This is a genomic window from Streptomyces termitum (genome assembly GCF_014650175.1).
Taxonomy (GTDB): Bacteria; Actinomycetota; Actinomycetes; order Streptomycetales; family Streptomycetaceae; genus Streptomyces; species Streptomyces termitum.
In genome coordinates this window covers 243,976-270,321 of sequence record NZ_BMUL01000011.1, presented here as the reverse complement: position 1 = coordinate 270,321, position 26,346 = coordinate 243,976, and the positions used below count along the sequence as shown (strand labels likewise).

Sequence of the window (26,346 nt, the reverse complement as noted above, 5' to 3'; positions counted from 1 at the left end):
TCCGTCAACCGCCACCGCAACTTCTTCGGCGAGCGCCTGGGCATCACCGCCGGTTCCCACGGCACCGCCTACAGCGCCTGCGTCGCCTTCGGCACGGAACGCTGGGTCCACGCCATGATCCTCGCCCACGGCACCGCCGAAAAGGCCCTCGACCACCTCCGCGATGTCCGCCCCTGACCCGGGCGGCGCCACGACGGCCGCCCCCGATCCCGCCGCCGGCCGCGAGGCCGCCCTCGCCCGCGGCGCCGCCGCCCTCGGCGTCGACTTCCCCCTCGTCCAGGCCGGCATGGGCGGCGTCGCCGGGCCCGCCCTCGCCGCCGCCGTCGCCGACGCCGGCGCGCTCGGCACCGTCGCCCTCTACAAGGCGGCCCCGGACGAGGCCGCCGCACTCGTCCGCGACACGGCGGCCCGCACCGCCGGGACCTTCGGCGTCAACGTCATCCCGGAAGTCGCCGGCCGGCTCCTGGACGGCCAGATCCGGGCCGCGCTCGACGCCGCCGACCGGCCCCTCGTCCTCAACAGCTACGGGCTCCCGCCCGCCGGCCTCGCCCGCCTGGTCACCGACGCCGGCCACCGGCTCCTCGTCCAGACCGGCACCCCCGAGGACGCCGCCCGCGCCGACGGCCTGGGCGCCGCCGCCCTCGCCCTCCAGGGCACCGAGGCCGGCGGCCACCACCTCGGCACCCTGCCGCTGCGCACCCTCCTCGCCCGTACCGCCGCCGCCCTCCCCGGCCGGGTCCTCCTCCCCGCCGGCGGCCTCCACGACGCCGCCGACCTCGCCGTCCTGCTCGACGCCGGGGCCTCCGGCTGCCTCTGCGGCACCGCGTTCGTCGCCGCCGCCGAGTCCGCCGCCCACCCCGCGTACAAGCAGGCCCTCGTCACCACCGGCGAGGACGGCACCACCCTCACCGACCGCTTCACCATCGGCTGGCCGGGCCGCGCCCACCGGGTGCTGCGCGGGCCGGTCACCGAGGCCCCCGCGCCGCCGCCCGCCCGCTTCATCGCCTGGACCACCGTCGCCGACGGCCGCCGCCGCCCGGTGCCCCTCGGCTCCGCCGCCGCACCCACCACCGAGGCGGAGGGCCGCGTCGACGACATGGCCCGCTACGCCGGGCTCGGCACCGCGCGCATCACCGCCGTCACCCCGGCCGCCGCGGTCGTCGCCCGCTACCGGGGCCGTACCGCCACCGCGGCACCGGCCGCCCCCGCCCCCGCCGCCTCCGGAAGGACATGACCCCATGGCCCTCGACCTCCAGCTCGGCCAGATCAGCCAGATGGCCTTCGGCTACTGGCACGCCCAGGTCCTCTTCTCCGCCACGAACCTCGGCGTCTTCGACGCCCTCGCCGACGGCCCCCTCGGCTGCGACGACCTCGCCGCCCGGCTCTCCCTCCCCGCCGAGCCCTGCCGCCGGCTCCTCGACGCCGCCACCGGACTCCGCCTCCTCGTCCGCGACCCCGACACCGGCGCCTACGCCAACGCCCCCGCCTCCGCCCGGCTCCTCACCAGCGGCTCGCCCGAGTCCATCAGCCGCTGGGTGGACGTCATGAGCCGCTGGTACGGCCCCTGGGGCGACCTCGGCGAAGCCGTCCGGCTCGGCCACGCCGTCGAGCACCGCGACACCCGCCTCGGCGACGACCCCGCCTACGTCGAGGACTTCATCCTCGGCATGCACGTCTACAACGCCCGCACCGCGCAGGGCCTCGCCGACACCCTGGAGGACCCCGGCCCGGTCCGCATCGCCGACATCGGCGGCGGCGCCGGCACCTACAGCATCGCCCTCTGCAAGGCGTGGGCCGAGGCCCGCAGCGAGATCGTCGACCTGCCCGGCGTCGTCCCCCTCGCCCGCACCACCGTCGCCGACGCCGGGCTCGCCGACCGCGTCACCGTCCGCGAGGGCGACTACTACCGCGACGCCTTCGGCACCGGCCTCGACATCGTCCTCCTCTCCAACGTGCTGCACCAGGAGAGCCGGGACAAGGGCCTCGACATCCTCCGCCGGGCCCTCGCCGCGCTGCGCCCGGGCGGCCGGGTCCTCGTCCACGGCCACTTCCTGGAGGAGTCCCGCACCGCCCCCGTCTTCACCACCCTGCACAACCTCTCTGCCCTCGTGCTCTGGAGCGGCGGCCGCAGCTACACCGCGCCGGAGATGGCCGAGCTGATGGCCGCGGCAGGCTTCGCCGACGTCGAGGTCCGCCGCACCCCGGAGCCCTCCGCCCGCCTGCTCGTCGGCCGGAAGCCCGCGTAGCCACCACCCACCAGAAGAAGGAGCAGTCCGCCATGGAACGCGTCATCGCCTGGATCCACGAGAAGAACCCCGGACTCGACGGCACCATCGCCCCCGACGAGGACCTCATCGAGGCCCGGCTCATCGACTCCCTCGACTTCCTGGAGTTCATCTACCTCCTGGAGAGCGTCTCCGGCCGCACCATCGACCTCCAGGAGGTCAGCATCGACGACTTCTGCACCCTCGACCGCATCCGGGAGCGCTTCCTCACCCCCGCCGAGGCGCAGGGATGAGCCCCGCACCGCTGACGGACGACCCGTACCTCGTCCCCCGCCTCGCGACGTCGGCCCTCGTCACCATCGACCTCCAGAACGACTTCCTCTCCGAGAGCCCCCACGGCATCCCCGGCACCACCGAGGTGCTGCCCCGGGTCCGCCGCCTCACCGAGGAGTTCCGCGCCGCCGGCCGCCCCGTCTTCCACGTCGTCCGGCTGTACGAGAAGGGCGGCGGCAACGCCGACCTGGTCCGCCGCACCCTCCTCGCCGACGGCACCCCCGTGGTCGCCCCCGGCACCCCCGGCAGCGCGCTCGCGGCCGGGATCGCCCCCGGGGACGCGCCCGCGCTCGACCCGGAGGCGCTGCTGCGGGGCCCCGGCCACCAGCTCCTCGGGCCGCGCGAGTACGCGGTCTTCAAGCCGCGCTGGGGCGCCTTCTACCGCACCTCCCTGGAGGGCCTGCTCGCCGAACACGGCGTGGACACCCTGGTGTTCACCGGCTGCAACCTGCCCAACTGCCCGCGCGCCGCCCTCATCGAGGCCAGCGAGCGGGACTTCCGGCTGGTCGCCGTCGAGGACGCGCTGTCGCGCACCAGCGAACAGGGGCTCGCCGAGATCGCGGGGATCGGCGTGCAGGTGCTCACCACCGACCACGTGTCCGCCCTGCTGGCCGCCGCCCGGCCGTGACCCGCCGCGCCGGTCCCGCGCCCGCCGTCGCCGCCCCCGCGGCCGAGGTGCCGTCCCGCCCCGGCCCGGACGGGGAACCGCTCCTCCCGCGGGAGCGGCGGCGCCTCGCGCGGGCCCGGGTGCCGGGCCGCCGCGACGACGTCCGCGCGGCCCGGCCGCGGCTGCGGCTGCGCGCGGCCGTGCGCCCCCGCACCACCGCCGCCCGCCTGCTCGAAACGCCCCCGCAGCCCCCGCCGCCCCGACACCTCTGCCGTCCTTGACGTCCCTGTGAGGAAACGCATGTCATCGCACACCACCCTGTCGGTCCCGTTCTCCGGCCCGCGCTCCGGGCAGGCCCCCATGAGCTGGGGCCAGCAGGCGATCTGGCGGTCCATCCGCTGGCTCGACGAGGGGGCCCACTACTTCAACCTCCCGCGCGCCCACCGGCTCCCCGACGGCATCACCACCGAGCGGGTCCTCGCCGTCCTCGGCACGCTCGTCACCCGCCACGAGGCGCTGCGCACCACCTTCGAGCAGAAGCCCGAGGGGCCGGTGCAGACCGTCCACGCCGACGGCACCCTCTCCGTCGGCCTGCACCCCGCCGACGGGGCGGGCGAGGACGAGGCCCTGGCCTTCGCCCGGGACCTCGCCGCCGCCCCCTTCCGCAACGCCGAGGAGTTCGGCATGCGGTACGCGATCCTCACCGACGGCGGCCGTCCCGCCTGGCTGGTCCTCGTCGTCTCCCACCAGGCCAGCGACTTCAGCGGCGTCCGCGTCCTGGAGGACGAGCTGGGCCGCCTGCTGCGCGGCGAGGAGCTCGACCCGGTGCCGTGGCAGCCCCTCGACCAGGCCCGCCACCAGCAGGAGGGCGAGGGCGCCCGGCGCGGCCGGGCGGCCCTGGACCACTGGGAGCGCGCGCTCGGCACCGTGCCCGCCACCCACTTCGACTTCCCGCCCCCGGCCGGCGCCGCCGCCGAGGACGACCCGGAGCGCTTCGTCCGCCTCCGCCTGGACTCCGTCGCCGGGGCCGTCGCGGCCCAGCGGCTCGCCGACCGCTGCCGGGTCAGCACCAGCACGGTGCTCCTCACCGCCGCCGCCGTCACCCTCGCCGCGTACACCGGCCACGACCGGGCGGTCATGCTCCTCATCGCGGGCAACCGCAACGAGCCCCGGCTCCAGAGCATGGTCGGCGCCCAGACCGAGAACGCGCTGTTCACCATGGACGTCGGCACCGGCACCTTCGAGGAGGCCGTCCGCGGCGGCTTCCTCACCGCGATGGGCGCCTACCGCAGCGGCGAGTACGACCCGGAGGCCATGGACCGGGTGCGCGAGCGGGTCCGCGCCGCCCGCGGCGGCGACGTCGACCTGTCGGCGTTCTTCAACGACGTCCGGATGCAGGACCGCTGGGACGACCTGCCGGACCTCGCCGACGACGACGCCGAGGGACTGCTCGCGCTCCGCGAGAAGAGCGAGGTCTCCTTCATCGGCTCGTGGGCCCGCCAGGACGCCAAGTACTTCGTGCACACCCCCTACGCGCCCGACAGCCTCCACCTCTTCCTCATGGCGGACACCCACTACCTGCCGGTGCCGGTGATCGAGGGCCTGCTCCGCGCCATGGAGGCCCTCCTCGTGGAGAGCGTCCACGGCCGGATCACGCCCGCCGAGGCGGTCGCCCCGCTCCGCGGCGGGACCACGGCCGCGCGCTGAGCCCCGGCCCGCCGCCCCTCCGGCGCGCCCCTGTGGCAGGGTCGTGCGGAAACGGCGGCCGGAGGGGCCGGCCGGGCGGGGAGGGACGCGCGTGGACGGGAGCCGGGAGGAGCGGTGGCTGAGCGGTGCGGGAGCGCCGTTCGAGGTGCGGGACGGGGTGTACGCGGCCGGGCCGCGGACCCTGCGGGAGTTCGTGGAGGCCGTCTGGGCGTACGGGGAGCGGGACTTCCTGGTGCACGACGGCGGCGTGATGAGCTACCGGGCCTTCTTCGACGCGGCCTGCGGGCTGGCCCGCGGGATGGCGGGGGAGTACGGGCTGGTGCCCGGGGACCGGGTCGCGGTCGTCATGCGGAACCGGCCGGAGTGGCAGGTCGCCTTCTGGGCGGCGCAGCTCGCCGGCCTGGTCGCGGTGCCGCTCAACGCCTGGTGGACCGAGGACGAGTGCGCGTACGCCCTGGACGACTGCGCGCCCCGGCTGCTCCTGGTCGACGGGGAGCGGGCGGCCCGCGTCGCCGGCTGGGCGCGCCGCACCGGGGTGCCGGGCATCGTCTTCCCGGAGGACGACCGGGACGACCTGGACGACCGGGACGACCTGGACGACCGGGACGGCCTGGACGCCCTGGAGGGGGGTCCGGGCGGCGGGTTCGTGCCGTACGCCGTCGACGACGATCCGTACGCCGGGCCGCCCGACGTCGACGTGCTGCCCGAGCACGACGCCACGATCTTCTACACCTCCGGCACCACCGGACGCCCCAAGGGCGCCGTCGCCACCCACCTCGCGCAGGCGGGGGCCACCGTGCACCCGAGGTACTTCGCGGCGGCCGCCGCGCTGGCCCGGGGCGAGCGGCCCGGGGGCGGCGGGCGGATGGTGTCGCTGACCACCTTCCCGTTCTTCCACGTCGCCGCCTTCACCTCGCTCTACGCGGTGATGGCGGCCGGCGGCAGCCTGGTGATGATGCGGAGGTGGGACGCCGGGCGGGCCCTGGAGCTGATCCGGGAGCACCGGGTCACCCACTACGCGGGCGTGCCCGCGACCGCGCTCCGGCTCCTCGACCTGGCCTGGGAGACCGGTGACCCGCTGGAGTCGCTGACGCTGCTGAGCACGGGCGGGTCCGCGCCGCCGCCGGGGATCGTGCGGGGGCTGGCGGAGGCGTACGGGGAGCGGATCCAGCCGCGGAACGGGTACGGGCTGACCGAGACCTGCGGCGGGGTGCTGGCGAACGCGGGGGACGCGTACCGGGCGCGTCCGGGGAGCGCGGGGCGGCCCTCGCCCGCGACCGAGGCGCGGATCGGGGAGCCGGGGCCGGACGGGGTGGGCGAGCTGTGGCTGCGCGGCCAGTCGCTGTTCCGGGGGTACTGGCGGGACGACGCCGCGACCCGGGCGGCCTTCGCGCCCGGCGGCTGGTTCCGCACCGGGGACCTGGCGCGGATCGACGCGGAGGGCCGGGTGTCGGTGGTGGACCGGCTGACCGACATGGTGGTCAGGGGCGGGGAGAACGTCTACTGCGCGGAGGTGGAGCGGGTGCTCCTGGACCATCCGGACGTGGTGGACGCGGCGGTGGCGGGGGTGGCGCACCCGGTCCTGGGGGAGGAGGTCGGGGCGGTCGTCGTGCTGCGGCCGGGCGCCGGGGCGGGGGCGGCGGAGCTGCGGGCGCACGCCGCCGCGCGGCTGGCCGCCTTCAAGGTGCCCGCGCACCTGCTGCCGTACGCCGGGGAGCTGCCCAGGAACGCGTCGGGGAAGCTCCTGAAGGGGGAGGTGCGGGCGCTGCTGGCCGGGGTCAGTTCCGGGTGACGCGGACCCGGAAGGCGCCGTCGGGGGTCTCGTCGAGGACGCTGATCCGGATGCCGTCGGCGCGGTCGGTGAAGGTCTCGCCGGGGCGGTAGGGGGCGTCGGAGAGTTCGGCGTGGACGTTGGGGCGGCGGGTGCAGCCGCCGCTGGAGCGGTCGGCGTCGGAGACGGTGACCGGGCCGTGGCCGGTGTCCACGTCGGAGTCGACGCGGTAGACGAGGACGCCGGGTTCGCAGACGGCCTCGTCGTTGCCGTCGCGGGTGCGGACCTCGACGGCGTATCCGGAGGTCCCGGAGAGCGGGACGAAGACGAGCTTGGGGCCGCCGGGCAGGGCCAGCGGGGTGAGCAGGTGCTCGCTGGTGCCGGGGGCGGAGGCGCACCGGATCTGGTCGTTGTCGAGCCAGCCGAGCTTCCACTTGTGCCAGCCGAGGAGGTCGTTGTCGGCCCCCCAGTCCTCGGACATGATGTCCCAGTGGCCGACCGTGCCGCCGCCGTCGGCGGTGTAGAGGTCGGGCAGGCCGAAGACGTGGCCGTTCTCGTGGGGCAGGACGCGGTAGCCGGTCTCGGCGTAGCTGCCGGAGCCGTCGTCCTGGCGGCTGTACACGAAGGACGTGTTGGAGAGCGGCACGCCGTCGGCGTAGGGGGCGTCGTCGTTGCCGGAGAAGGTCACGGACAGGACGGTGTCGAGGGCGGAGGGCCCGGCGTTCGGGGTGACCAGGACGTTGACCAGGTCGTAGGCGCTGAAGTCGACGCGGGGGTCGGCGGCCTTGACGATGTCCTCGACGAGGGAGCGGTAGCCCGGCTCGTAGGGGGCGCCGCGCTCGATGCCGTACGAGGCGAAGGGGCGCGGCATCCGCAGCCAGTCGGGTATCGGGGTCTCGGCGTGGTACTGGAGGCGGCCGTAGGAGCTGGTGCGGAACCAGTCGGCGGTCTGCGGGAAGAACTCCCGGAAGCGGCTCATGGCGGTGCCCTCGCCGCGCGCGTCGGGGAAGTCGATCATCAGGGTGAGGGCGCGGACGGGGCCGGTGGAGCGGGCGTACCCGGGAGCGGTCGGCAGGCCCTCGGACATCTGCACGCCCAGCGTGGTGGCGATCCGGCACGGCCCGAGGAGGGCGGTGCCGGGCGCGGCGGCCACCGGTCCCGCCGAGGCGGGGGCGGGCCCGGGGAGCGCGGTGCCCGCCGAGACGAGCACGGTGAGCAGGAGGGCCGTGGTCGCCGCGAGGGCGAGGGGTCTGCGTATCCGCCGGCGGGTGGGCTGCAAGACGGGCGCCTCTCCGGTGGGGGCCAGGACGACGGCGTGGTGCGGGTGCCGTGCGATCAGACTCTGCGGAGCGGTGCGGTCGCGCGCGCCGGGTGGCCCGATCGTGGGTATCGGGGCCGGGGGCGGTGGGCGGCCCGGTCCGGTTCGGCCCGACGGGTGAGCGGGAGCGGTCCACCTCGCCCCAAGTAATGTGACCCACGTCACATTCACCCATGAAATAACCGGGGATTCCCTCCCCGTTTACGAGAGAGTCCAGCGAACCGGGGACTCTTTCCCCGGATCGGCACCGCTCCCGACGAGGAGGCCATGGCGTGAGCCGCACCGACGACGTGACCGGCCCGGCGGGCACCGCGCCCCCGCGCCGCCTGCCCCGGCCGCGCGCCGACGCCCTGCGCAACCGGGAGCGGCTGGTCACCGCCGCCCGCGAGATGTTCGTCGAGTTCGGCTGCGCCGTCCCCTACGACGAGATCGCGCGCCGCGCCGGCCTCGGCAACGCCACCCTCTACCGCAACTTCCCCGAGCGCGCCGACCTCGTCCGCGAGGTCGTCCTCTCCCTCACCGCCCGGATCGCCGGACTCGCCGAGCGGGCCGCCGCCGGGGTGGACGCGGGGGAGACCGACCCCTTCGAGGCGGTACGGGGCTTCGCCCACGGCGCCGCCGACGAGCGGGTCGGCGCGCTCTGCCCGATGCTCGACGCCGGCTTCGACCACGACCACCCCGACCTCGTCGCCGAGCGCGAGCGGCTGGAGGAGGCCGTCGAGGCCCTCCTCGGCCGGGCGCGCGCGGCGGGCCGGCTCCGCCCCGACGCCGGGGCCGCCGACCTCTTCGTCGGGATCTCCCAGCTCACCCGCCCGCTGCCGGGCACCGGCTGCGACGCCTTCGCCCCCTTCGTCCACCGGCACCTCGGGATCTTCCTCGACGGCCTGGAGGCGCCCGCCCGCTCCGGCCTGCCGGGCGCGCCCGCCACCCTGGAGGACCTCCGACGCGACGACGCCTGACCCGGCGGGCCCCCTCCCCGGCCCCGCCCTTTTGAGCACCTTCTCTTACCTTTCGCACCAAGAGGTGGCCCCACCCATGCCGAAAACAGCCCCGTCCGCCGCCCCCGGTCTGCCCGACCCGGGCCGCTGGAAGGCCCTCGTCTTCATCGCCCTCGCGCAGTTGATGGTCGTGCTCGACGCGACGATCGTGAACATCGCCCTCCCCTCCGCCCAGCAGGACCTCGGCATATCCGACGGCAACCGGCAGTGGGTCATCACCGCCTACGCCCTCGCCTTCGGCGGCCTGCTCCTCTTCGGCGGCCGGATCTCCGACCTCTGGGGCCGCAAGCGCGCCTTCGTCGTCGGCCTGGCCGGCTTCGCCGCCGCCTCCGCGCTCGGCGGCGCGGCGACCGGCGAGGCGATGATGCTCGGCGCCCGCGCGCTCCAGGGCGCCTTCGGCGCGCTGCTCGCGCCCGCCGCGCTCTCGCTGCTCGCGGTCACCTTCACCGACGCCAGGGAGCGCGCCAAGGCGTTCGGCATCTACGGCGCGATCGCCGGCGGCGGCGGCGCCGTGGGCCTGATCCTCGGCGGCTTCCTCACCGAGTACCTGAACTGGCGCTGGACCTTCTTCGTCAACATCCCGTTCGCGGTCGTCGCCGCCCTCGGGGCGTACCTGGTGATCCGCGAGCCGGCCGCGGGCCGCAACCGCTCCGCGCTCGACGTCCCCGGCGTGGTCCTCTCCACCCTGGGCCTGGTCGCGCTCGTCTACGGCTTCACCCGCGCCGAGTCCGAGGGCTGGGGCGACGCCGGCACGGTCGGCCTCTTCGTCGGCTCGGCGGTGCTGCTCGCCGCCTTCGTGCTCGTCGAGTCCCGGGTCCGGGCCCCGCTGCTGCCGCTGCGCGTGCTGACCGACCGCAACCGCGGCGGCGTCTACCTCTCGCTCGGCCTCGCCGTCATCGGCATGTTCGGCCTCTTCCTCTTCCTCACGTACTACCTCCAGGTCGTGAAGGGGTACTCGCCGGTCATGACGGGCTTCGCGTTCCTGCCCATGATCGCGGGCATGATCGTCGGCTCGACCCAGATCGGCACCCGGCTGATGACCCGGGTCCCGCCGCGCCTGCTGATGGGCCCCGGCTTCCTGACCGCCGCCGTCGGCATGCTGCTCCTGACCCAGCTGGAGGTCGGCACCTCCTACGCGGGGCTGATCCTGCCCGCGCAGCTCCTGCTCGGCCTCGGCATGGGCACCGCCTTCATGCCGGCCATGTCGCTCGCCACGCACGGCGTGGACCCGAAGGACGCCGGGGTGGCCTCCGCGATGGTGAACACCTCGCAGCAGGTCGGCGGCGCCATCGGCACGGCCCTGCTCAACACGATCGCCGCCTCGGCCACCACCGCGTACCTGGTGGACCACGCCGCCTCGGCGACCACCCCGGACGCCCGGAAGCTGCTCCAGCTCCAGGGCATGGTCGAGGGGTACACCTCCGCGATCTGGTGGGCGGTCGGCATCCTGGCCGCCGCCGCGGTCATCGCCGTCACCCTGATCACCACGGGGAAGCCGGACACGGGCGCCGTCGCCGGGTCCGGCGAGGGCGCCGACGACGAGGTGCGGATCCCGGTCGTCGCGCACTGAGCCGGCGGCCCCGGGGCCGTACCCCCGCCTCCCGCCCTGGTTCCGCTCAGCGGAGCCAGGGCAGGTCCGCGTGGCTGCCCGCCGGCTCCAGGCCCTCCGCCATCACCCGCATGATCGCCCCGAGCTGCTCCACCTGCTCGGGGCTGAGCCGGTCGAACATCGCCTGGCGCACCGCCGCCACGTGGCCGGGTGCGGTGCGGCGCAGCACCTCGGCGCCCTCGTCGGTGAGCAGGGCGAACTGGCCGCGCTTGTCGGAGGGGCACTCCTCGCGCCGCACCCAGCCGTTCTTCTCCAGCCGGGCGACGGCGTGCGAGAGCCGGGAGCGGGTGATCTTGGCGCTGCGGGCCAGCTCGGTCATCCGCATCCGGCGGCGCGGCGCCTGCGCGAGCTGGACGAGCAGTCCGTAGTAGACGTGCGGCATCCCCGCGTCGCGCTGCAACTGGCGGTCGAGGTGATCCTCCAGGAGCGTGGTGGCATGGAGGTACGAGCGCCAGACGCGCTGTTCGCCGTCGCTGAGCCAGCGGGGCTCCGGCTCGGGCCGGGTGGTGTCTCCCATGAGGTCCCTCTCTCCCGGGGCGTCCATCGTACGACTCATCCTTGAAAGTTGAACTATGTAGGTTTACGCTGCACGCATCAAGCTTGAAACTTCAAGCACTTCTGTCGGAGGAGGCCGCCCCCATGGACGCCACGCTGGAACGGATGCCCGCGCTCTACCTGTCCCACGGCGCGCCCCCGCTCGCCGACGACCCCGTCTGGCCCGGCGAACTCGCCGCCTGGTCCGCCGGTCTGCCCCGCCCCACCGCCATCCTCATGGTCTCCGCCCACTGGGAGGAGGCCCCGCTCGCCCTCGGCGCCACCGAGACCCTCCCCCTCGTGTACGACTTCTGGGGCTTCCCCGAGCACTACTACCAGGTCCGGTACGCGGCCCCCGGCGCCCCCGGCCTCGCCGCCGCCGTCCGCAAGCTGCTGCACGGCCCCGGCACCCCCGTCCAGGACACCCCCGACCGGGGCCTCGACCACGGCGCCTACGTGCCCCTCGTCGAGATGTACCCCGACGCCGACGTCCCCGTCCTCCAGATCTCCCTGCCCACCCTCGACCCCCGCCGCCTCATGGACATCGGCCGCCGCCTGGCCCCCCTGCGCGACGAGGGCGTCCTGATCGTCGGCAGCGGTTTCTTCACCCACAACCTCGCCGCCCTCCGGCACAGCGGCGTCCCCGGCTGGTCCGCCGAGTTCGACGACTGGGGCCGCGAGGCGCTCGCCGCCCGCGACGTCGACGCCCTCCTCGACTTCGAGCACAAGTCCCCGGCCGGCCGACTCGCCCACCCCCGCACCGAGCACTTCGCCCCCCTCTTCGTCACCCTGGGCGCCGCCGACGCCACCGGCGACCTCGACACCGAGCGCTCCGTCATCGACGGCTTCTGGATGGGCCTGGCCAAGCGCTCCGTGCAGTTCGGCTGAACCGCCGCCCCTACCCGTACGCCGGTGGATTCAGCTCGACGGAGCGGACGGCGGCGGCCAGCGCGAGCGGGCCGCCGACGTCCAGCGCCGTGTCCGTGAACTTGATCGTGTGGTCGTCGCCGTGCGCCGCCGCCCGCGCGAAGACCTCCCCGGGCTCCAGCCGGACCGGCGCGTACGGCTCCGGATCGCACGGCCCGTACGCGGCCGTCACCGCCGCCGACGCCGCCCAGGCCGCCGCCAGACTCGGCGCCCACAGCGGGCGCGGCAGCGCGGGCAGCGTCCGCAGCACCGCGTTCGGCGCGGTCGCCGCGTGCACCAGCATGACCGGCTCGCCGTACCCGTGGGACGCGTACCGGTGCACCGCCGCCGCCACCAGCTCCGCCAGCCGCTCCCGCGCCGCGTCCGGATCCGTCGCCCCGCCCCACACCGGGAACGCCGACAGCCGCGCGAGCCGCTCCCGGATGCCGCCCTCCTGGCGGTCCACCGGCGGTACGGCGGCCAGCGCGGCGGCCGCCGTCGGCGCCGCCGGCAGCGCCGCGACCGGCGGCAGCGGCCGGTGCCGGGCCGCCCAGTAGCCCAGCGCGTGCGCCAGCTCCGCCCGCCGGGGCGCCGTCTCCCCGCCCGGCTCCAGCAGCGTCCGCACCGCGTGCCCGGTCCTGATCACCGGATGCGTCGCGCCGCCCGCGATCCCCGGCAGCAGCCGGGGCCACCACACGGCCAGCACCTCCCGCCACGGCCGCTCCTCCACCGCGCGGACCAGGAAGCGGGTCCAGTCCGTGATCCGCGCCGGGTCCCCCAGGGCCCCGGCCCAGTTCTCCTCCGTCACCGGGGCGGACGGCGCGGGCGCCTCCTCCAGCTTCGGCGCGTAGCCGTCCAGCCAGCGGTGCACGGCCGGCGCGTGCCCGTGCCGGACCAGTGCCTCCACCGCCATCGGTGCGTGATTGGTGAGCCAGCCGTTCCGCTCGGGACCGGTGGCGTGGAGCCGTACGAGGGCCTCGTCGAGGATTCCGGTGTCGTCCATGCCGCCGACCGTAGGGCGGGGGAGGGGCGCCCCGTAACGGACCGGGGACCTAGCCCGGCCCGGCTCCCGGACCTACGCCGCCGGTCCGAGGCAACCTCCCCGCCCCCCGTCCGCGTCTCTGGGAAGGGAGGGTCGGATGTGACGGTGGTCTCACCGACGACGGGGTCGGCGACGGCCGCCGGGGGTCGCCCGCGGCCCCCGGTCACGCCACTGACCTGCGTTTCCGCACCCCCGGACGGCAGCGCCTCCGGGGGATCGGCCCGGCAGGATACTGCATGATCGCGAAAATCCTGAGCCTCCTGGGAATTCTGTCCCGTTTCCGGTCGTTGTTTCCGTCGGATGCAGGGCACCCGGAAGGGTGTCGCGACCTACTCAGCAAGGGAGCACGCATGGCAACCCGTGCCGTCGCCCGTCGTCAGTCCACCGCCAAGAGCGGGGGCGGCCGGGCCAGCAGCGTTCGCGCCGGGGGCGGGGAGATCGCCGACCGCGACCTGGTCGGCATGTACCTCGACGAGATCGCGCGCACACCCCTGCTCGACGCCGCCGAGGAGGTCGAGCTCTCGCAGACCATAGAGGCGGGCGTCTACGCCCGGCAGATCCTCGACGGCGAGGCCGAGCCGACCGGCGCCGACGGGGCGACCCGCGAGGAGCTCGAAGCGCTCGCCGCCGCCGGCGAGCGCGCCAAGGACCTCTTCATCAAGTCCAACCTGCGGCTCGTCGTCGCCGTCGCCCGCCGCTACCCGCGCAGCGGCCTCCCGCTGCTCGACCTCATCCAGGAGGGGAACGCCGGCCTGGTCCGCGCCGTCGAGAAGTTCGACTACGCCAAGGGCTTCAAGTTCTCCACCTACGCCACCTGGTGGATCCGGCAGGCCATCACCCGGTCCATCGCCGACCAGTCCCGCACCATCCGCCTCCCCGTCCACCTCGTCGAGGAGCTGGGCCGGATCCGCCGCGTCCAGCGCGAGTTCAACCGCGAGCACGGCCGCGAGCCCGAGCCCGCCGAGGTCGCCGCCGAGCTCGGCTCCACCCCCGAGCGCGTCACCGACGTCCTCGACTGGGCCCGCGACCCGGTCTCCCTCAACATGTCCGTGGACGACGAGGGCGAGACCCAGTTCGGCGACCTGCTGGAGGACACCTCCGCCGTCTCGCCCGAGCAGTCCGTCCTCACCCTCCTGCGCAGCGAGGAGCTCGACGACCTCATCGACAAGCTCGACCACCGCACCGCCTCCATCATCCGGATGCGGTACGGCATCGAGGACGGCCGCGAGCGCACCCTCACCGAGGTCGGCAAGCAGCACGGCCTCACCCGCGAGCGGATCCGCCAGATCGAGAAGCACGCCCTGCTCGAACTCAAGAAGATGGCCCACGACACCGGCTTCGACGCCGTCGCCTGACCCTCCGCCGCCCCGCGCCGTCCCGCGCGATTCCTACGGTCCTACGGGACGGCGGCGGTGAGGCGGTCGGCGAGGTGGCGCATCCGCGCCCGCAGCGGCTCCGGGCCGTGCACCGTCAGGTCCACCTCCAGGAGCGCGAGCCGCAGCGCCAGCCACTCGACCGAGTCCGTCACCCGGCCCCGCAGCCGGCAGCGCCCCTCCCCGTCGGCCACCGGCACCAGATGCGGGGGCAGCCGCCCGGCCACCACCTCGGCGGGCGCCGCGAACTCGACGTCGAGCTCCAGCTCCGACGCGCCCTGAGCCCGGTGCATGGACCGCACCAGATAGGCCGCCGCGTCGCCCTCGGGCAGCTCCCGGGGCGTGTAGCGGGCCCCGGTGGCGAAGGCGTCGCCGATCCGGTCGACCCGGAAGGTCCGCCAGTCCTCCCGCCCCAGGTCGTACGCCACCAGGTACCAGCGCCGCCCGGTGGACACCAGCCGGTACGGCTCCACCAGCCGCTTCGTCCCGGTCCCGTCCCCGGCCCGGTAGGCGAAGCGGAGCCGCTCGCGGCCGGTGACCGCCCCGGCGATCGCCGTCAGGGTGCCGGGCGCCACGGTGGCCCCGTCGCCGCTGGTCAGCGGCAGGGTGGCGTTCTGGAGCACGGAGACCCGGTGCCGGAGCCGGGCCGGCAGCACCTGCTCCAGCTTGGCCAGGGCCCGTACGGACGCCTCCTCGACGCCCTCGATGGCGTGCCCCGCGCCGGCCCGCAGGCCCACCGCGATGGCGACGGCCTCCTCGTCGTCGAGGAGCAGCGGCGGCATCGCCGCCCCGGCGACCAGCCGGTAGCCGCCGACCGCGCCCCGGGTCGCCTCCACGGGATAGCCGAGGTCGCGGAGCCGGTCGATGTCGCGGCGGATGGTCCGGGCGGAGACCGCGAGCCGGTCGGCCAGCTCGCTGCCGGGCCACTCGCGCGGGGTCTGGAGGAGCGACAGCAGGTTCAGGAGTCGTGCCGGGGTGTCCGTCATGGCCCCAGCATGACGGTTTATTAGGACGAGATCTGACCTACTGGCCTTCTAGAGTCGTCCCATGAACGCACAGCAGACCGACGCCGCCACCGGGGCGGACCCCTCCGCGGACGCGGGGGACAAGCGGCGGTGGATCGCCCTGGCCATCGTGATGACGGCCGCCTTCATGGACCTGGTCGACGCGACCATCGTCAACATCGCGATCCCCCGCATCGAGGACGACCTCGGGGCCTCCTTCGGCGCGATCCAGTGGATCACCGCCGGATACGCGCTGGCCTTCGCGGCCGGTCTGATCACCGGCGGCCGCCTCGGCGACATCTACGGCCGCAAGCGCCTCTTCCTGCTCGGCACGGCGGGCTTCACCCTCGCCTCCGCGCTCTGCGGCCTCGCCGCGAACCCGGAGATGCTGGTCGCCTCCCGCCTGCTCCAGGGCGCGGCGGCGGCGATGATGGTGCCGCAGGTGCTCTCCATCGTCCACGTCACCTTCCCCGCGCACGAGCGCGGCAAGGTCTTCGGCCTCTTCGGCGCGATCGTCGGCCTCGGCGCCGTCTCCGGCCCGCTCCTCGGCGCCCTGCTGACGGAGTGGAACATCGCGGGCCTCGAATGGCGCCCGATCTTCCTCATCAACCTGCCGGTGGGCGTCGCCGCCCTGATCCTCGGCCGCAGGTTCATCACCGAGTCCAAGGCGCCCAAGGCGCTCCGGCTCGACCTGGTGGGCGTCGTCCTGGTGACCGCCGCGCTGATCCTGCTGATCTACCCGCTGACCCGGGGCCGCGAGCTGGACTGGCCGCTGTGGGGCCACCTCATGATGGCGGCCAGCCCGCTGGTCTTCGCCGCCCTCGTCGGCTACGAGCGGTACAAGACGCGCAAGGACGGCTCCCCGCTGGTCGAACTGTCCCTGTTCCGCGTGAAGTCCTTCGCCGCGGGCGTCACGGTCCAGCTGACCTTCGGCATCGTCCTCGGCATCTTCTTCCTGGTGTGGACGCTCTACATGCAGATCGGCCTCGGCTGGTCCGCCCTCAAGGCCGGTCTGACCGGCGTGCCGTTCTCGATCGCCGTCTCGGCGGCGGCCGGCATGTCGGTGCAGCTCTTCGTGCCGCGCTTCGGCCGCAAGGTCCTCCAGACGGGCGCGCTCACGATGATCGCGGGCATCCTGGTCTACTTCTTCGCCGCCGGCCGGTACGGGGCGGACATCGCGCCCTGGCAGATGATCCCGGCGCTGGTCGTGATGGGCCTGGGCATGGGCCTGATCGTGGCGCCGCTGACGGACGCGGTGCTGTCGGAGGTGCCGAAGGAGCACGCGGGCTCGGCGTCCGGCCTGATCAACACGACCGGCCAGATGGGCAACGCGCTGGGCCTCGGCCTGGTGTCGGTGGTCTTCTTCAGCGTCGTCGACGAGCGCGGGCCGAAGGTCCCGCAGGAGGTGGCGGCGGCCTTCACCGACGCCTTCCGGAACTCGCTGGGCTGGGCGGCGGTCGTGCTCGCCGTCATCTTCCTGGTGATGTTCGCGCTCCCGGCGAAGCCGAAGCAGCACCTGGAGGGCGGCGGCCCGGACGACGGGCCGGCCGCGCCGCTCCCGCAGACCGGCACCGCCGGGGAACCCGCCGGTCCTGCCGTCGGCAAGGACGCGGTCGAGGCGCCCGTCCCCGCCTGACGCGGGGCGGCACGCGGGGCCCCGCCCCTCCGGACCTCTCCGGGGGAGCGGGGCCCCGCGCCGTCTCCGCACGCGGCGGGGCGGCGGCTCAGCGGACCCGGGAGCGGGCCTCCATCGCGCCGCGCGCCGCGCGCTCCGACTCGTACACCTCGCACATGTGCCGGCCGTCCGGAGTGGCCGTGTGCTCGACCTCCCACAGGCTCAACTCGCTGCCGTCGAGCAGCAGGAACTGGTGCTCGTACAGGCTGAATCCGGCGTCCCGGCCGCCCGCCACCGGGCAACTGCGCCCGAAGACCTGGGTGATGTGGTGGGCGAACGCGATCCTCAGCAGGCGGGCGGTCCGCTCGCCGGGCCGGTCCGCGTTCTCCGCGCGGCGCAGGACGCGGCGGGCGTGGTCCGCCGAGTCGTCCGGCACGTACATCCGGGGCTGGGCGGGTATCGGGCGGGCCAGCAGCGCGGCGAACGCGGCCAGGCCGTCGTCCTCGTCCGGCGCCCGGCCGTCGGACCGCTCCACGGTCCAGCCCGACGGCGGCCCGGCGGGCAGCCGGTCCGCGGCGAGCCGCGCCTCGGACTCCTCCCGGTACAGCTCGTGCCGCTCGGCACCGTCCCGCCCGGCGTTGTGCGTCAGCTCCCACAGGACGAGCACGGAGCCGTCGGCCAGCAGATGGGTGTGGCGGTGGACGGTGCGGCGCAGCGCCGCGGAGTGGAGCGAGGAGTGCAGCGCGGTGGAGTGGGCGAGCGCCGACTCCAGACGCTCCACCAGCGCGTCGGGCAGGTCGAAGGAGTTGAGCGCCCGGCCGAGGAGCCGCTCGACGTGCGCCTCGGTCGTCTCGTACGGATCGAAGTGGTCCCGCGGATCGTTCAAGGGGGTCTCCAGGCCGTCGCCGCATGTCACTCGGTGCTTGCTTAACGTAGTCCCTGGGTCCGACAACAGGGCCGGGATTACGGAGAACGAGGGGCCGCCCGACGAAGTTCCCGCCCGCCCGCGCCCCTTCGCCCGGCGCGGCTCCCCTTCAGCGCTCCCCGCCCGGTCCTGCCGTCCGGTTTCCCGCCCGGATCCCCCTCAGCGCTCCCGGTCCGGTTCCCCGTCCGGTCCCCCGCCGGACTCCCCGTACGGCTCCCCGTACAGCTCCCCGTACGAGGGGAAGTCGCCGCCCGGTCCGCGCAGGCCGCCGGGGGCGGCCCGGACCGCCCGGACGATCGCCCGGGTCACCAGGTCCGCGCCGGCCGCGAGGACCTCGTTCAGGGCGAGCGGCCCCGGCCCGGACGGCAGTTCGCGGGCGCCGGTGGCGAGCGCGAAGACGGTGTCCCCGTCGTTCATCAGGTGCACGGGGCGGATCGCGCGGGCGATGCCGTCGTGGGCCGTGCCCGCCACCTTCCGCGCCTGGGCGCGGGTCAGGACCGCGTCCGTGGCGACCACCGCCAGGGTGGTGTTCAGCGGGGGAGCGGACGACGCCGCACGGGCCCGGGCGAGCCGCCGGGCCGCCGCCTCCCGCACCCCGGCCGTCGGCGGCACGGGCGGGGCGCCGCCGAACAGGCTCCCGTACAGCAGCCCCGTCGCCGGATCGACCGCCGAACCCACCGCGTTCACCACCACCAGGGCGCCCACCGTGATCCCGGACGGCAGCCGGACGGACGCCGTGCCGACACCGCCGCGCAGCCCGCCGACCACGGCCCCGGTGCCCGCGCCGACCGCGCCCGCCGGCACGCGCGCGTGGTCCCCGGACTCCGCCGCCGCCTCCACCGCGGCCCGGCCCGTCGCGGCCGTCGGCCGGGCCGCGAAGTCGCCGCCCCGGCCCAGGTCGAAGACGCACGCCGCCGGCACCACCGGCACCACGTGCTCGGGCCGGGGCCCCACCCGCACGCCCCGGTGCCGCTCCTCCAGCCAGGCCATCACCCCGGCCGCCGCCTCCAGGCCGTAGGCGGAGCCGCCGGTCAGGACGAGCGCGTCGATCCGCTGGACCACGTTCCTCGGGTCGAGGGCGTCGGTCTCCCGGGTCCCGGGCCCGCCGCCGCGCACGTCCACCGCGGCCACCGCCCCGCCCTCGGGCGCGAGCACCACCGTCGTCCCCGACAGCGCCCCGGCCCCCGCCACGCGCGCGTGCCCCACCCGTATCCCGGACACGTCCGTGATCCCGTCCCCGGACCCGGCCCCGTCACCGTTCCCGTCCCACCGGTCGTACGCCTGTTCCGTCATCCCCCCTGCCTACCACGGCCCCCGCCCCACCGCCCCGGCCCGGCCGCTAACCGAGGTAGGGCGCCGGCCGGTCCTCCAGGAAGTGCGTCAGCCGTAGCCGCTGTGTGTGGTGCATGGGCAGCGCGGCCAGCTCGCTCGGGGCCACGAACCGTAGTTCCGTGCTCTCGTCCGAGACGGCCGGCGAGCCGCCCACCACGCGTGCCCGAAAGCACACGTTGAACTGCCGGCGCACCTCCCCGTCGTCGTACGCGATGACATGGCGCGGATCGGTGTAGGTGCCGACGAGCCCCGTGATCTCCACGTCCAGACCGGTCTCTTCCTTGACCTCCCGGACGGCTGTACCGGGCAGCGAGTCGCCCATGTCCATCCCGCCGCCCGGCAGCGCCCACAGCCCGTTGTCCCGGCGGCGCTGCAACAGGATGCGGCCCCGCTCATCGGTCACGACGGCCGACGCCGCCACGACCAGACTGTTGGGCTCCGGAGCCCCCGGATCGTCGTAGTACTCGGTCCGTGCCATGCGCTCACCCTTCCACGGGGCGCGCGGCGGGCCGTCAGTTGTTCCCGGCCGGTTTCGTGGCGCGGGCCGTCAGGGTCACGCCGGCCGCGACCGTGGCCGCGGCGACCAGGCCCGCCGCCGGGACCGCCCAGCGGCCCGCGAAGGAGCACAGGAGGATCAGGAGGGCGGAGCCCGGGAGGACCGCCTGCTGGGCGAGGCCCGTCTTGAAGTGGCGGGCGTGCAGGAGCCACACCGACAGGAGGAAGACCGCCGTCGGGATCGTCACCGACGCCGACGCCGCGAGCGTGCTGATGTGCGCCTTGCCCACCGCCTCCTCGACGGTGATCTCCAGGCCCGCGCCGATCGCCGCCGCCGACATGAGGATCACGTAGTGGCCGTACCCCCACAGGAAGCCCTGCCGGCTGTCCGTCAGCCGGTCGTGCGCCGGCACCACGAAGTAGATCCACCAGGCCGAGAAGACGATCAGCAGCCCGCCCGCCGCGACCGGCAGCAGCTCGTTCAGCGCGTCGTGCTCCGCGATGCCCGACTTCACGGCCACCGTCGCCGCCGCCACCGACTCGCCCAGCACGATGATCGTGAACAGGCCGTACCGCTCCGCGATGTGGTGCGGGTGCCAGGCGCTCGGCGTGTCCTTCTCCGCGTACAGCGGCACCGCCACCTCCGCCAGCGCCATCACCAGGAACACCCACGGCAGCGCCCCCTCCGGCACGAACAGCAGCGCCAGCCACCCCACCTGCACCACCAGCACCCCGCCCGCGTACCGCCGGCACATCGTGCGCTCCGCCGCCGACCCCGCGTGGTGCGCCGCCCGCAGCCACTGCGACGCCAGCGCCAGCCGCATCACCACGTAACCCAGGTACACCACGAGGAAGTCGTGCTCCTCGAACGCCCGCGACACCCCCGCGGCCAGCACCAGCACCCCGGCGATCTGCACGAAGGTGATCACCCGGTACAGCACGTCGTCGTTGTCGTAGGCCGAGGCGAACCACGAGAAGTTCATCCACGCCCACCACACGGCGAAGAAGACCATCGCGTAGTTCAGCACGCCCGTCCCGGCGTGCCCCTCCGCGACCGCGTGCACCAGCGACGCGCCCGCCTGCGCGACGGCGACCACGAAACACAGGTCGAAGAAGAGTTCCAGCGGTGTGGACGCCCGGTGCGACTCCTCGCGGGACCGCGCCGTGAGCGGCAGGAAAGATCGTGTCATGGGGCCAGGACAGCACACCCCGCCCGCCGGGCCCGGGACCGCTCCGCCACCGGCCGGGGCGGCCGGTGACGGTCCGCCGACGGCGTGGCCCGGTCCGCCGGGCAGAACGCGACCGGCACCGGAACGGCCGTTCGTCCCGTTCGGCCGGGCCGCAGGTCCCGGACGGGCGGGTCTTTTCCGGGGCGGAACCCGGTCCGTCCCGCCCTACGGTCGGAGGAGAGCGGGAGGACGCCGGAAGCGACCGCGCCCACGGCCACCCCCGCGCCGCCTCCCGTACGCGTACGGCTCCGGCGGCCCCCTGACCGCCCCCGGCCCGCGACCGACGGCCCCACACCCCCTTCCGGGGGCCGCCGCGAGCGGCCCGGGGGCGCCTGTCCTTCCGGACCGGCCCGCCTCCGGACGGGCCCGCCCCCACGCCTCCCTTTCGGGACCTAGGCCCGTCCCGGAGGCCGACCTAGGCCCGCCCGCCCGCCGACCATCGGCACTGACCGCGCCCCGCCGCCCCGGAGCAGCCTGGAGAAGCAAGGCGAGGGCCACGGGAAACCTCGTGAACGTCAGGGAAATCAGGGAAGTGCCATGAGTTCCGTAGTCCAGGGCAGCAGAACCACGGGCGGGGCCCCCGCCTCGTACGACGCGGACCAGTACCGTCCCGGCCGGACCGTCACCGACTGGGAGCCGGAGAACGAGCTCTTCTGGAAGTCGATCGGCCGGAAGGTCGCGCACCGCAACCTGTGGATCGCCGTCCCCGCCCTCCTCGTCGCCTTCGTCGTCTGGCAGGTCTGGTCGGTCACCGCCACCAACCTCAAGGACGTCGGCTTCGGCTTCTCGACCTCCCAGCTGTTCTGGCTGACGGCGATCCCCGGCCTCACCGGCGGCACCGCCCGCATCCTCTACACCTTCCTCGGCCCGATGATCGGCCAGCGCCGCTTCACCGCCCTGTCGACGGTCGTCCTGGTCGTGCCGCTGATCTGGCTCGGCATCGCCATCCAGGACCCCGCCACCCCCTACGGCGTGATGGTCGCCATCGCGGCCCTCTGTGGCATCGGCGGCGCCAACTTCGCCTCCTCCCTCGCCAACATCGGCTTCTTCTTCCCCAAGGCGAAGAAGGGCGGCGCCACCGGCATCAATGGCGGGCTCGGCAACCTCGGCGTCTCCGTCGTCCAGCTCCTCACCCCGATCGTCATCACCTGGTCGACGATCGCGATCGGCTCCGCCCAGCACAAGGCCGACGGCACCCCCGTCCACCTCCAGAACGCCGCCTTCGTCTGGGTCCCGGTCGTCCTCGTCCTGGCCGCCGTCGCCTGGTTCGGCCAGAACGACCTGAAGGTCGCCTCCACCCCCTTCGCCCAGCAGAAGGTCATCTTCAAGCGCAAGCACAACTGGCTGATGACCTGGCTCTACGTCGGCACCTTCGGCTCCTTCATCGGCTTCGCCGCCGCCCTGCCGATGCTGATCAAGACGACCTTCCCCGACTACTCCGTCGCCACCTACGCCTGGATGGGCCCCGCCGTCGGCGCCCTCGCCCGCTGGGCCGGCGGCTGGATCGCCGACAAGTGGGGCGGCGCCCGCGTCACGCTCCTCTCCTTCGCCGGCATGGCCGCCTCGCTCATCGGCGTCATCGCCTTCCTGCCCTCCGGCGGCGACCCCGGCTCCTTCCCCGGCTTCTTCCTCTGCTTCCTCGCCGCGTTCTTCTTCTCCGGCATCGGCAACGGCTCCACCTTCCGCCAGATCCCGGTCATCTTCCGCGGCACCCACCTCAAGGGCCTCACCGAGGGCACCCCCGAGCACGCCCGCGCCCTCAGGCAGGCCGAGATGGAGTCGGGCGCGGTCACCGGCTTCACCTCCGCCATCGCCGCGTACGGCTTCTTCTTCATCCCCGCCCTCTTCGGCTCCGTCGCCGTCACCAGCGCCATGTGGGGCTTCGTCGCCTTCTACGCCGGCTGCATGGCCGTGGCCTGGTGGTTCTACGCCCGCAAGGGCGCCGAGGCCCCCAGCTAGGCCCTGCCCCGCCGTGAAAGGTCCCGCCCCGGCGGGGCCTTTCCGCATCTCGGGAAAGGGGACCTACGGCCCTGCGCCGGTGACCAATGCCGCCGTCCGCGACCGGCCGGGAGGAGTGGAATGGAGGCAAGCAACGACGCGATCGAACGACTCGAAGAAGGCGGTGCGGGCAATGACTGCCACCCCTGCGGAGACCACGGTGACCGAGCGGGCCTGGAAGGGCTTCAAGGGCGGCCTCTGGCGCGACGCCGTCGACGTCCGCGACTTCATCCAGCGGAACTACACCCCGTACGAGGGCGACGCCGGCTTCCTCGCCGGGCCCACCGACCGGACCCTCGCCGTCTGGAAGGCCGTCACCGACCGCTTCCCCGAGGAGCGCGCCAAGGGCGTGTACGACGTCGCGTACGACATCCCCTCCACGATCACCGCCCACGCCCCCGGCTGGATCGACCGCGGCAAGGACCTGATCGTCGGCCTCCAGACCGACGCCCCCCTCAAGCGCGCGATCATGCCCTACGGCGGCTGGCGCATGGTCGCCGGCGCCCTGGAGACCTACGGCTACCCGGTCTCCGAGGAGCTGGAGAAGGTCTTCACCGAGCACCGCAAGACCCACAACGCCGGGGTCTTCGACGCCTACACCCCCGAGATCCGGGCCGCCCGCAAGGCCGGCATCGTCACCGGCCTCCCCGACGCCTACGGCCGCGGCCGCATCATCGGCGACTACCGCCGCGTCGCCCTCTACGGCGTCGACCGCCTCATCGAGGTGAAGAAGGAGGAGAAGGCCGGACTCGACGCCCTCCCCGCCGGGAACCGCTCCCTGGAGGAGACCATCCGGCTCCGCGAGGAACTCGCCGAGCAGATCCGCGCCCTCGGCGAACTCAAGGCCATGGCCGCCTCGTACGGCCACGACATCTCGGGCCCCGCCACCAGCGGCCACGAGGCCGTCCAGTGGCTGTACTTCGCCTACCTGGCCGCCGTGAAGGAGCAGAACGGCGCCGCCATGTCGCTCGGCCGCACCTCCACCTTCGTCGACGTCTACCTCCAGCGCGACCTCGACGCGGGCGTCCTCACCGAGGAGCGGGCGCAGGAGATCATCGACGACTTCATCATCAAGCTCCGCATCGTCCGCTTCCTGCGCACCCCCGAGTACGACGAACTGTTCTCCGGCGACCCGACCTGGGTCACCGAGTCCATCGGCGGCATGGGCGAGGACGGCCGCCCGCTCGTCACCCGGACCTCCTTCCGCTACCTCCAGACCCTCTACAACCTCGGCCCGGCCCCCGAGCCGAACATGACCGTCTTCTGGTCGCCGAGCCTCCCGCGGGGCTTCAAGGAGTTCTGCGCCAAGGTCTCCATCGACACCTCGTCCGTGCAGTACGAGTCCGACGAGCTGATGCGCCCCCGCTTCGGCGACGACACCGCCATCGCCTGCTGCGTCTCCGCCATGCCCGTCGGCAAGCAGATGCAGTTCTTCGGCGCCCGCGTCAACCTCGCCAAGACCCTGCTGTACGCGATCAACGGCGGCCGCGACGAGAAGTCCGGCGCCCAGGTCGGCCCCGCCACCGGCGCCCTCACCTCCGAGGTCCTCGACTACGACGAGGTCATGGCCAAGTTCGACGCGCAGATGGAATGGCTCGCCGGCGTCTACGTCCACGCCCTCAACGTCATCCACTACATGCACGACAAGTACGCGTACGAGCGCCTGGAGATGGCGCTCCACGACCGCGACGTGCGCCGCACCATGGCCTGCGGCATCGCCGGACTCTCCGTCGCCGCCGACTCCCTCGCCGCCGTCAAGTACGCGAAGGTCACCCCCGTCCGCGACGCGACCGGACTCGCCACCGACTACCTGATCGACGGCGACTACCCGGCCTACGGCAACAACGACGAGCGCGCCGACGAGATCGCCGTCGGACTCGTCGAGGAGTTCATGCGCAAGGTGCGCAAGCACCCCACCTACCGGAACGCCGAGCACACCCAGTCCGTCCTCACCATCACCTCGAACGTCGTCTACGGCAAGAAGACCGGCAACACCCCCGACGGCCGCCGCGCCGGCGAGCCCTTCTCCCCGGGCGCCAACCCGATGAACGGCCGCGACACCCACGGCTACGTCGCCTCCGCCCTCTCGGTCGCCAAGCTCCCCTACGAGGACGCCGAGGACGGCATCTCCCTCACCCACACCGTCACCCCCGACGGCCTCGGCCGCACCCCCGAGGAGCGGATCGCGAACCTCGCCGGCGTCCTCGACGGCTACACGGCCGTCGACGGCTTCCACATGAACGTCAACGTCCTGAACCGCGACGTCCTCATGGACGCCATGGAGCACCCCGAGAACTACCCCCAGCTCACCATCCGGGTCTCCGGCTACGCCGTGAACTTCGTCCGCCTCACCCGCGAACAGCAGCTCGACGTCCTCAACCGCACCTTCCACGGCTCCCTCTGAACCCCGTCCCACCCATCCCTTCCTCCCCCAGGAGGTCCTGCCATGACCACGCTGCTCGGTCCGGGCATCCCCGTCCGCCAGGTCCCACCGGTCCGGGCCGCCACACCGGCGGCCGCGGCGACGCACCGCCCGTCCGAGGGGTCGGTGCACTCCTGGGACCTCTCGACGGGCGTCGACGGGCCCGGCACCCGCTTCGTCACCTTCCTGTCGGGCTGCCCGCTGACCTGCCTCTACTGCCACAACCCGGACACGTGGAAGATGCGGAACGGGAAGCGGACCTCCGCCGACGCCGTGATCGCCGAGGCGTCGAAGTACGTCCGCTTCATCGCGGCCTCCGGCGGCGGCGCCACCGTCTCGGGCGGCGAGCCGCTGCTCCAGCCGGTCTTCACGGGCGAGCTGCTGCACCGCCTGAAGCACGAGCTGGGCCTGCACACCGCCCTCGACACCTCCGGTTTCCTGGGCGTCCGCGCCACCGACGCCCTGCTGCGCGACACCGACCTCGTCCTCCTCGACATCAAGTCCTGGGACCCCGACACGTACCGGAAGGTGACCGGCCGGCCGCTGCGGCCGACCCTGGACTTCGCCCGTCGGCTGGCCGACCTGGGCCGGGAGGTGCACGTCCGGTTCGTGCTCGTCCCGGGCCTGACCGACGACCCGGCCGACGTGGAGGGCGTCGCCGCCTTCGCGGGCGGTCTCGGCAACGTGTCCCGCGTCGACGTCCTCCCCTTCCACAAGCTGGGCGAGGCGAAGTGGCAGGCGCTGGGGAAGACCTTCACCCTCCACGACACCCCGGCGCCCTCCCCGGAGCGGGTCGCGTCCGCCCGCGAGGTCTTCCGAGCCCACGGCCTGCACGCGGTCTGACCGTCGGTCTCCTCTCCCACGCCCCTTCCCCCCCGCCGGGGAAGGGGCGCGACGCGTTCA

The 26,346-nt window shown here is 74.3% G+C and carries 23 protein-coding genes; 15 read left to right on the top strand and 8 right to left on the bottom strand.

The window, feature by feature from the left end:
• The first annotated feature begins 163 nt into the window (after positions 1–163).
• The 7 genes from IE219_RS21885 (at position 164) to IE219_RS21855 (ending at position 6,664) form a co-directional block, all read left to right on the top strand.
• Positions 164–1,234 carry a nitronate monooxygenase gene (locus IE219_RS21885; protein ID WP_189980027.1) on the top strand — a complete coding sequence of 357 codons (1,071 nt, stop codon included), beginning with the start codon at positions 164–166 and terminating at the stop codon, positions 1,232–1,234.
• A 4-nt stretch (positions 1,235–1,238) separates the two neighbouring features.
• Entirely contained in the window at positions 1,239–2,246 is a 1,008-nt protein-coding gene (locus IE219_RS21880) for a methyltransferase (RefSeq protein WP_189980018.1), read from the top strand.
• A gap of 32 nt (positions 2,247–2,278) precedes the next feature.
• Positions 2,279–2,518 (top strand): acyl carrier protein, encoded by a 240-nt coding sequence (locus tag IE219_RS21875; protein WP_189980016.1) that lies wholly within the window; start codon positions 2,279–2,281, stop codon positions 2,516–2,518.
• Positions 2,515–3,186, top strand: coding sequence for a cysteine hydrolase family protein (locus tag IE219_RS21870; protein WP_189980014.1), 672 nt, complete (start codon positions 2,515–2,517; stop codon positions 3,184–3,186). The genes IE219_RS21875 and IE219_RS21870 overlap by 4 nt, the downstream gene beginning before the upstream one ends.
• On the top strand, positions 3,183–3,446 hold the full coding sequence (locus IE219_RS21865; protein ID WP_189980012.1) for a hypothetical protein: 264 nt from the start codon (positions 3,183–3,185) through the stop codon (positions 3,444–3,446). Before IE219_RS21870 ends, IE219_RS21865 begins: the two co-directional genes overlap by 4 nt.
• Before the next feature lie 19 nt (positions 3,447–3,465).
• Complete coding sequence (locus IE219_RS21860; protein ID WP_189980010.1) at positions 3,466–4,872, top strand: condensation domain-containing protein; 1,407 nt, start codon at positions 3,466–3,468, stop codon at positions 4,870–4,872.
• A gap of 91 nt (positions 4,873–4,963) precedes the next feature.
• On the top strand, positions 4,964–6,664 hold the full coding sequence (locus tag IE219_RS21855; RefSeq protein WP_189980008.1) for a class I adenylate-forming enzyme family protein: 1,701 nt from the start codon (positions 4,964–4,966) through the stop codon (positions 6,662–6,664).
• Here the strand turns inward: IE219_RS21855 and IE219_RS21850 are convergent.
• Positions 6,651–7,922: a M6 family metalloprotease domain-containing protein gene (locus IE219_RS21850; protein WP_189980006.1), complete on the bottom strand. Its 1,272-nt coding sequence runs from the start codon at positions 7,920–7,922 to the stop codon at positions 6,651–6,653. The genes IE219_RS21855 and IE219_RS21850 overlap by 14 nt on opposite strands.
• A gap of 311 nt (positions 7,923–8,233) precedes the next feature.
• Between IE219_RS21850 and IE219_RS21845 the strand changes: the two genes are divergently transcribed.
• The gene (locus tag IE219_RS21845; RefSeq protein WP_229849923.1) at positions 8,234–8,920 is read left to right on the top strand and encodes a TetR/AcrR family transcriptional regulator; all 687 of its coding nucleotides are present in this window, start codon (positions 8,234–8,236) and stop codon (positions 8,918–8,920) included.
• A gap of 76 nt (positions 8,921–8,996) precedes the next feature.
• Positions 8,997–10,529 (top strand): MFS transporter, encoded by a 1,533-nt coding sequence (locus IE219_RS21840; protein ID WP_189980004.1) that lies wholly within the window; start codon positions 8,997–8,999, stop codon positions 10,527–10,529.
• Between the two features lie 46 nt (positions 10,530–10,575).
• Here the strand turns inward: IE219_RS21840 and IE219_RS21835 are convergent, their stop codons facing one another.
• The gene (locus IE219_RS21835; protein ID WP_189980002.1) at positions 10,576–11,085 is read right to left on the bottom strand and encodes a MarR family winged helix-turn-helix transcriptional regulator; all 510 of its coding nucleotides are present in this window, start codon (positions 11,083–11,085) and stop codon (positions 10,576–10,578) included.
• Between the two features lie 122 nt (positions 11,086–11,207).
• Between IE219_RS21835 and IE219_RS21830 the strand changes: the two genes are divergently transcribed.
• Positions 11,208–11,990: a dioxygenase family protein gene (locus IE219_RS21830; protein WP_189980000.1), complete on the top strand. Its 783-nt coding sequence runs from the start codon at positions 11,208–11,210 to the stop codon at positions 11,988–11,990.
• A 10-nt stretch (positions 11,991–12,000) separates the two neighbouring features.
• Here IE219_RS21830 and IE219_RS21825 read toward each other — a convergent pair whose 3' ends face one another.
• Complete coding sequence (locus IE219_RS21825; protein WP_189979998.1) at positions 12,001–13,011, bottom strand: questin oxidase family protein; 1,011 nt, start codon at positions 13,009–13,011, stop codon at positions 12,001–12,003.
• A gap of 389 nt (positions 13,012–13,400) precedes the next feature.
• Here IE219_RS21825 and IE219_RS21820 point away from each other — a divergent pair, with 389 nt between their 5' ends.
• Positions 13,401–14,405: a sigma-70 family RNA polymerase sigma factor gene (locus tag IE219_RS21820; protein WP_189979996.1), complete on the top strand. Its 1,005-nt coding sequence runs from the start codon at positions 13,401–13,403 to the stop codon at positions 14,403–14,405.
• Between the two features lie 41 nt (positions 14,406–14,446).
• Here IE219_RS21820 and IE219_RS21815 read toward each other — a convergent pair whose 3' ends face one another.
• Positions 14,447–15,409, bottom strand: coding sequence for a helix-turn-helix transcriptional regulator (locus IE219_RS21815; protein ID WP_189979995.1), 963 nt, complete (start codon positions 15,407–15,409; stop codon positions 14,447–14,449).
• A 61-nt stretch (positions 15,410–15,470) separates the two neighbouring features.
• Between IE219_RS21815 and IE219_RS21810 the strand changes: the two genes are divergently transcribed.
• Complete coding sequence (locus IE219_RS21810) at positions 15,471–17,063, top strand: MFS transporter (protein WP_189979994.1); 1,593 nt, start codon at positions 15,471–15,473, stop codon at positions 17,061–17,063.
• Positions 17,064–17,151: 88 nt separating this feature from the next.
• Here the strand turns inward: IE219_RS21810 and IE219_RS21805 are convergent, their stop codons facing one another.
• The 4 genes from IE219_RS21805 to IE219_RS21790 all read right to left on the bottom strand — a co-directional run bounded on the left by IE219_RS21805 (position 17,152) and on the right by IE219_RS21790 (position 20,984).
• The gene (locus IE219_RS21805; RefSeq protein WP_189979993.1) at positions 17,152–17,928 is read right to left on the bottom strand and encodes a DUF6227 family protein; all 777 of its coding nucleotides are present in this window, start codon (positions 17,926–17,928) and stop codon (positions 17,152–17,154) included.
• Between the two features lie 198 nt (positions 17,929–18,126).
• The gene (locus IE219_RS21800; protein ID WP_189979992.1) at positions 18,127–19,260 is read right to left on the bottom strand and encodes a P1 family peptidase; all 1,134 of its coding nucleotides are present in this window, start codon (positions 19,258–19,260) and stop codon (positions 18,127–18,129) included.
• A 46-nt stretch (positions 19,261–19,306) separates the two neighbouring features.
• Positions 19,307–19,777, bottom strand: coding sequence for an NUDIX domain-containing protein (locus IE219_RS21795; RefSeq protein ID WP_189979991.1), 471 nt, complete (start codon positions 19,775–19,777; stop codon positions 19,307–19,309).
• A 34-nt stretch (positions 19,778–19,811) separates the two neighbouring features.
• Positions 19,812–20,984 (bottom strand): low temperature requirement protein A, encoded by a 1,173-nt coding sequence (locus tag IE219_RS21790; protein WP_189979989.1) that lies wholly within the window; start codon positions 20,982–20,984, stop codon positions 19,812–19,814.
• A gap of 576 nt (positions 20,985–21,560) precedes the next feature.
• On the opposite strand from IE219_RS21790, the gene IE219_RS21785 reads away from it, so the two are divergent.
• The 3 genes from IE219_RS21785 (at position 21,561) to pflA (ending at position 26,286) form a co-directional block, all read left to right on the top strand.
• Positions 21,561–22,982 (top strand): NarK family nitrate/nitrite MFS transporter, encoded by a 1,422-nt coding sequence (locus IE219_RS21785; protein ID WP_189979987.1) that lies wholly within the window; start codon positions 21,561–21,563, stop codon positions 22,980–22,982.
• A 172-nt stretch (positions 22,983–23,154) separates the two neighbouring features.
• Entirely contained in the window at positions 23,155–25,425 is a 2,271-nt protein-coding gene (gene pflB, locus IE219_RS21780) for a formate C-acetyltransferase (protein WP_189979985.1), read from the top strand.
• Positions 25,426–25,467: 42 nt separating this feature from the next.
• On the top strand, positions 25,468–26,286 hold the full coding sequence (gene pflA, locus IE219_RS21775) for a pyruvate formate-lyase-activating protein (protein WP_189979983.1): 819 nt from the start codon (positions 25,468–25,470) through the stop codon (positions 26,284–26,286).
• Positions 26,287–26,346: the final 60 nt, after the last annotated feature.

What these genes read in the sequence shown, in the direction of transcription:
- IE219_RS21885 (WP_189980027.1), top strand. Translation starts at nt 164, where the DNA reads ATGTCCGCCCCTGACCCGGGCGGCGCCACGACGGCCGCCCCCGATCCC.
- IE219_RS21880 (WP_189980018.1), top strand. Translation starts at nt 1,239, where the DNA reads ATGGCCCTCGACCTCCAGCTCGGCCAGATCAGCCAGATGGCCTTCGGC.
- IE219_RS21875 (WP_189980016.1), top strand. Translation starts at nt 2,279, where the DNA reads ATGGAACGCGTCATCGCCTGGATCCACGAGAAGAACCCCGGACTCGAC.
- IE219_RS21870 (WP_189980014.1), top strand. Translation starts at nt 2,515, where the DNA reads ATGAGCCCCGCACCGCTGACGGACGACCCGTACCTCGTCCCCCGCCTC.
- IE219_RS21860 (WP_189980010.1), top strand. Translation starts at nt 3,466, where the DNA reads ATGTCATCGCACACCACCCTGTCGGTCCCGTTCTCCGGCCCGCGCTCC.
- IE219_RS21840 (WP_189980004.1), top strand. Translation starts at nt 8,997, where the DNA reads ATGCCGAAAACAGCCCCGTCCGCCGCCCCCGGTCTGCCCGACCCGGGC.
- IE219_RS21835 (WP_189980002.1), bottom strand. Translation starts at nt 11,085, where the DNA reads ATGGGAGACACCACCCGGCCCGAGCCGGAGCCCCGCTGGCTCAGCGAC.
- IE219_RS21830 (WP_189980000.1), top strand. Translation starts at nt 11,208, where the DNA reads ATGGACGCCACGCTGGAACGGATGCCCGCGCTCTACCTGTCCCACGGC.
- IE219_RS21825 (WP_189979998.1), bottom strand. Translation starts at nt 13,011, where the DNA reads ATGGACGACACCGGAATCCTCGACGAGGCCCTCGTACGGCTCCACGCC.
- IE219_RS21820 (WP_189979996.1), top strand. Translation starts at nt 13,401, where the DNA reads ATGGCAACCCGTGCCGTCGCCCGTCGTCAGTCCACCGCCAAGAGCGGG.
- IE219_RS21815 (WP_189979995.1), bottom strand. Translation starts at nt 15,409, where the DNA reads ATGACGGACACCCCGGCACGACTCCTGAACCTGCTGTCGCTCCTCCAG.
- IE219_RS21810 (WP_189979994.1), top strand. Translation starts at nt 15,471, where the DNA reads ATGAACGCACAGCAGACCGACGCCGCCACCGGGGCGGACCCCTCCGCG.
- IE219_RS21800 (WP_189979992.1), bottom strand. Translation starts at nt 19,260, where the DNA reads ATGACGGAACAGGCGTACGACCGGTGGGACGGGAACGGTGACGGGGCC.
- IE219_RS21795 (WP_189979991.1), bottom strand. Translation starts at nt 19,777, where the DNA reads ATGGCACGGACCGAGTACTACGACGATCCGGGGGCTCCGGAGCCCAAC.
- IE219_RS21790 (WP_189979989.1), bottom strand. Translation starts at nt 20,984, where the DNA reads ATGACACGATCTTTCCTGCCGCTCACGGCGCGGTCCCGCGAGGAGTCG.
- IE219_RS21785 (WP_189979987.1), top strand. Translation starts at nt 21,561, where the DNA reads ATGAGTTCCGTAGTCCAGGGCAGCAGAACCACGGGCGGGGCCCCCGCC.
- pflB (WP_189979985.1), top strand. Translation starts at nt 23,155, where the DNA reads ATGACTGCCACCCCTGCGGAGACCACGGTGACCGAGCGGGCCTGGAAG.
- pflA (WP_189979983.1), top strand. Translation starts at nt 25,468, where the DNA reads ATGACCACGCTGCTCGGTCCGGGCATCCCCGTCCGCCAGGTCCCACCG.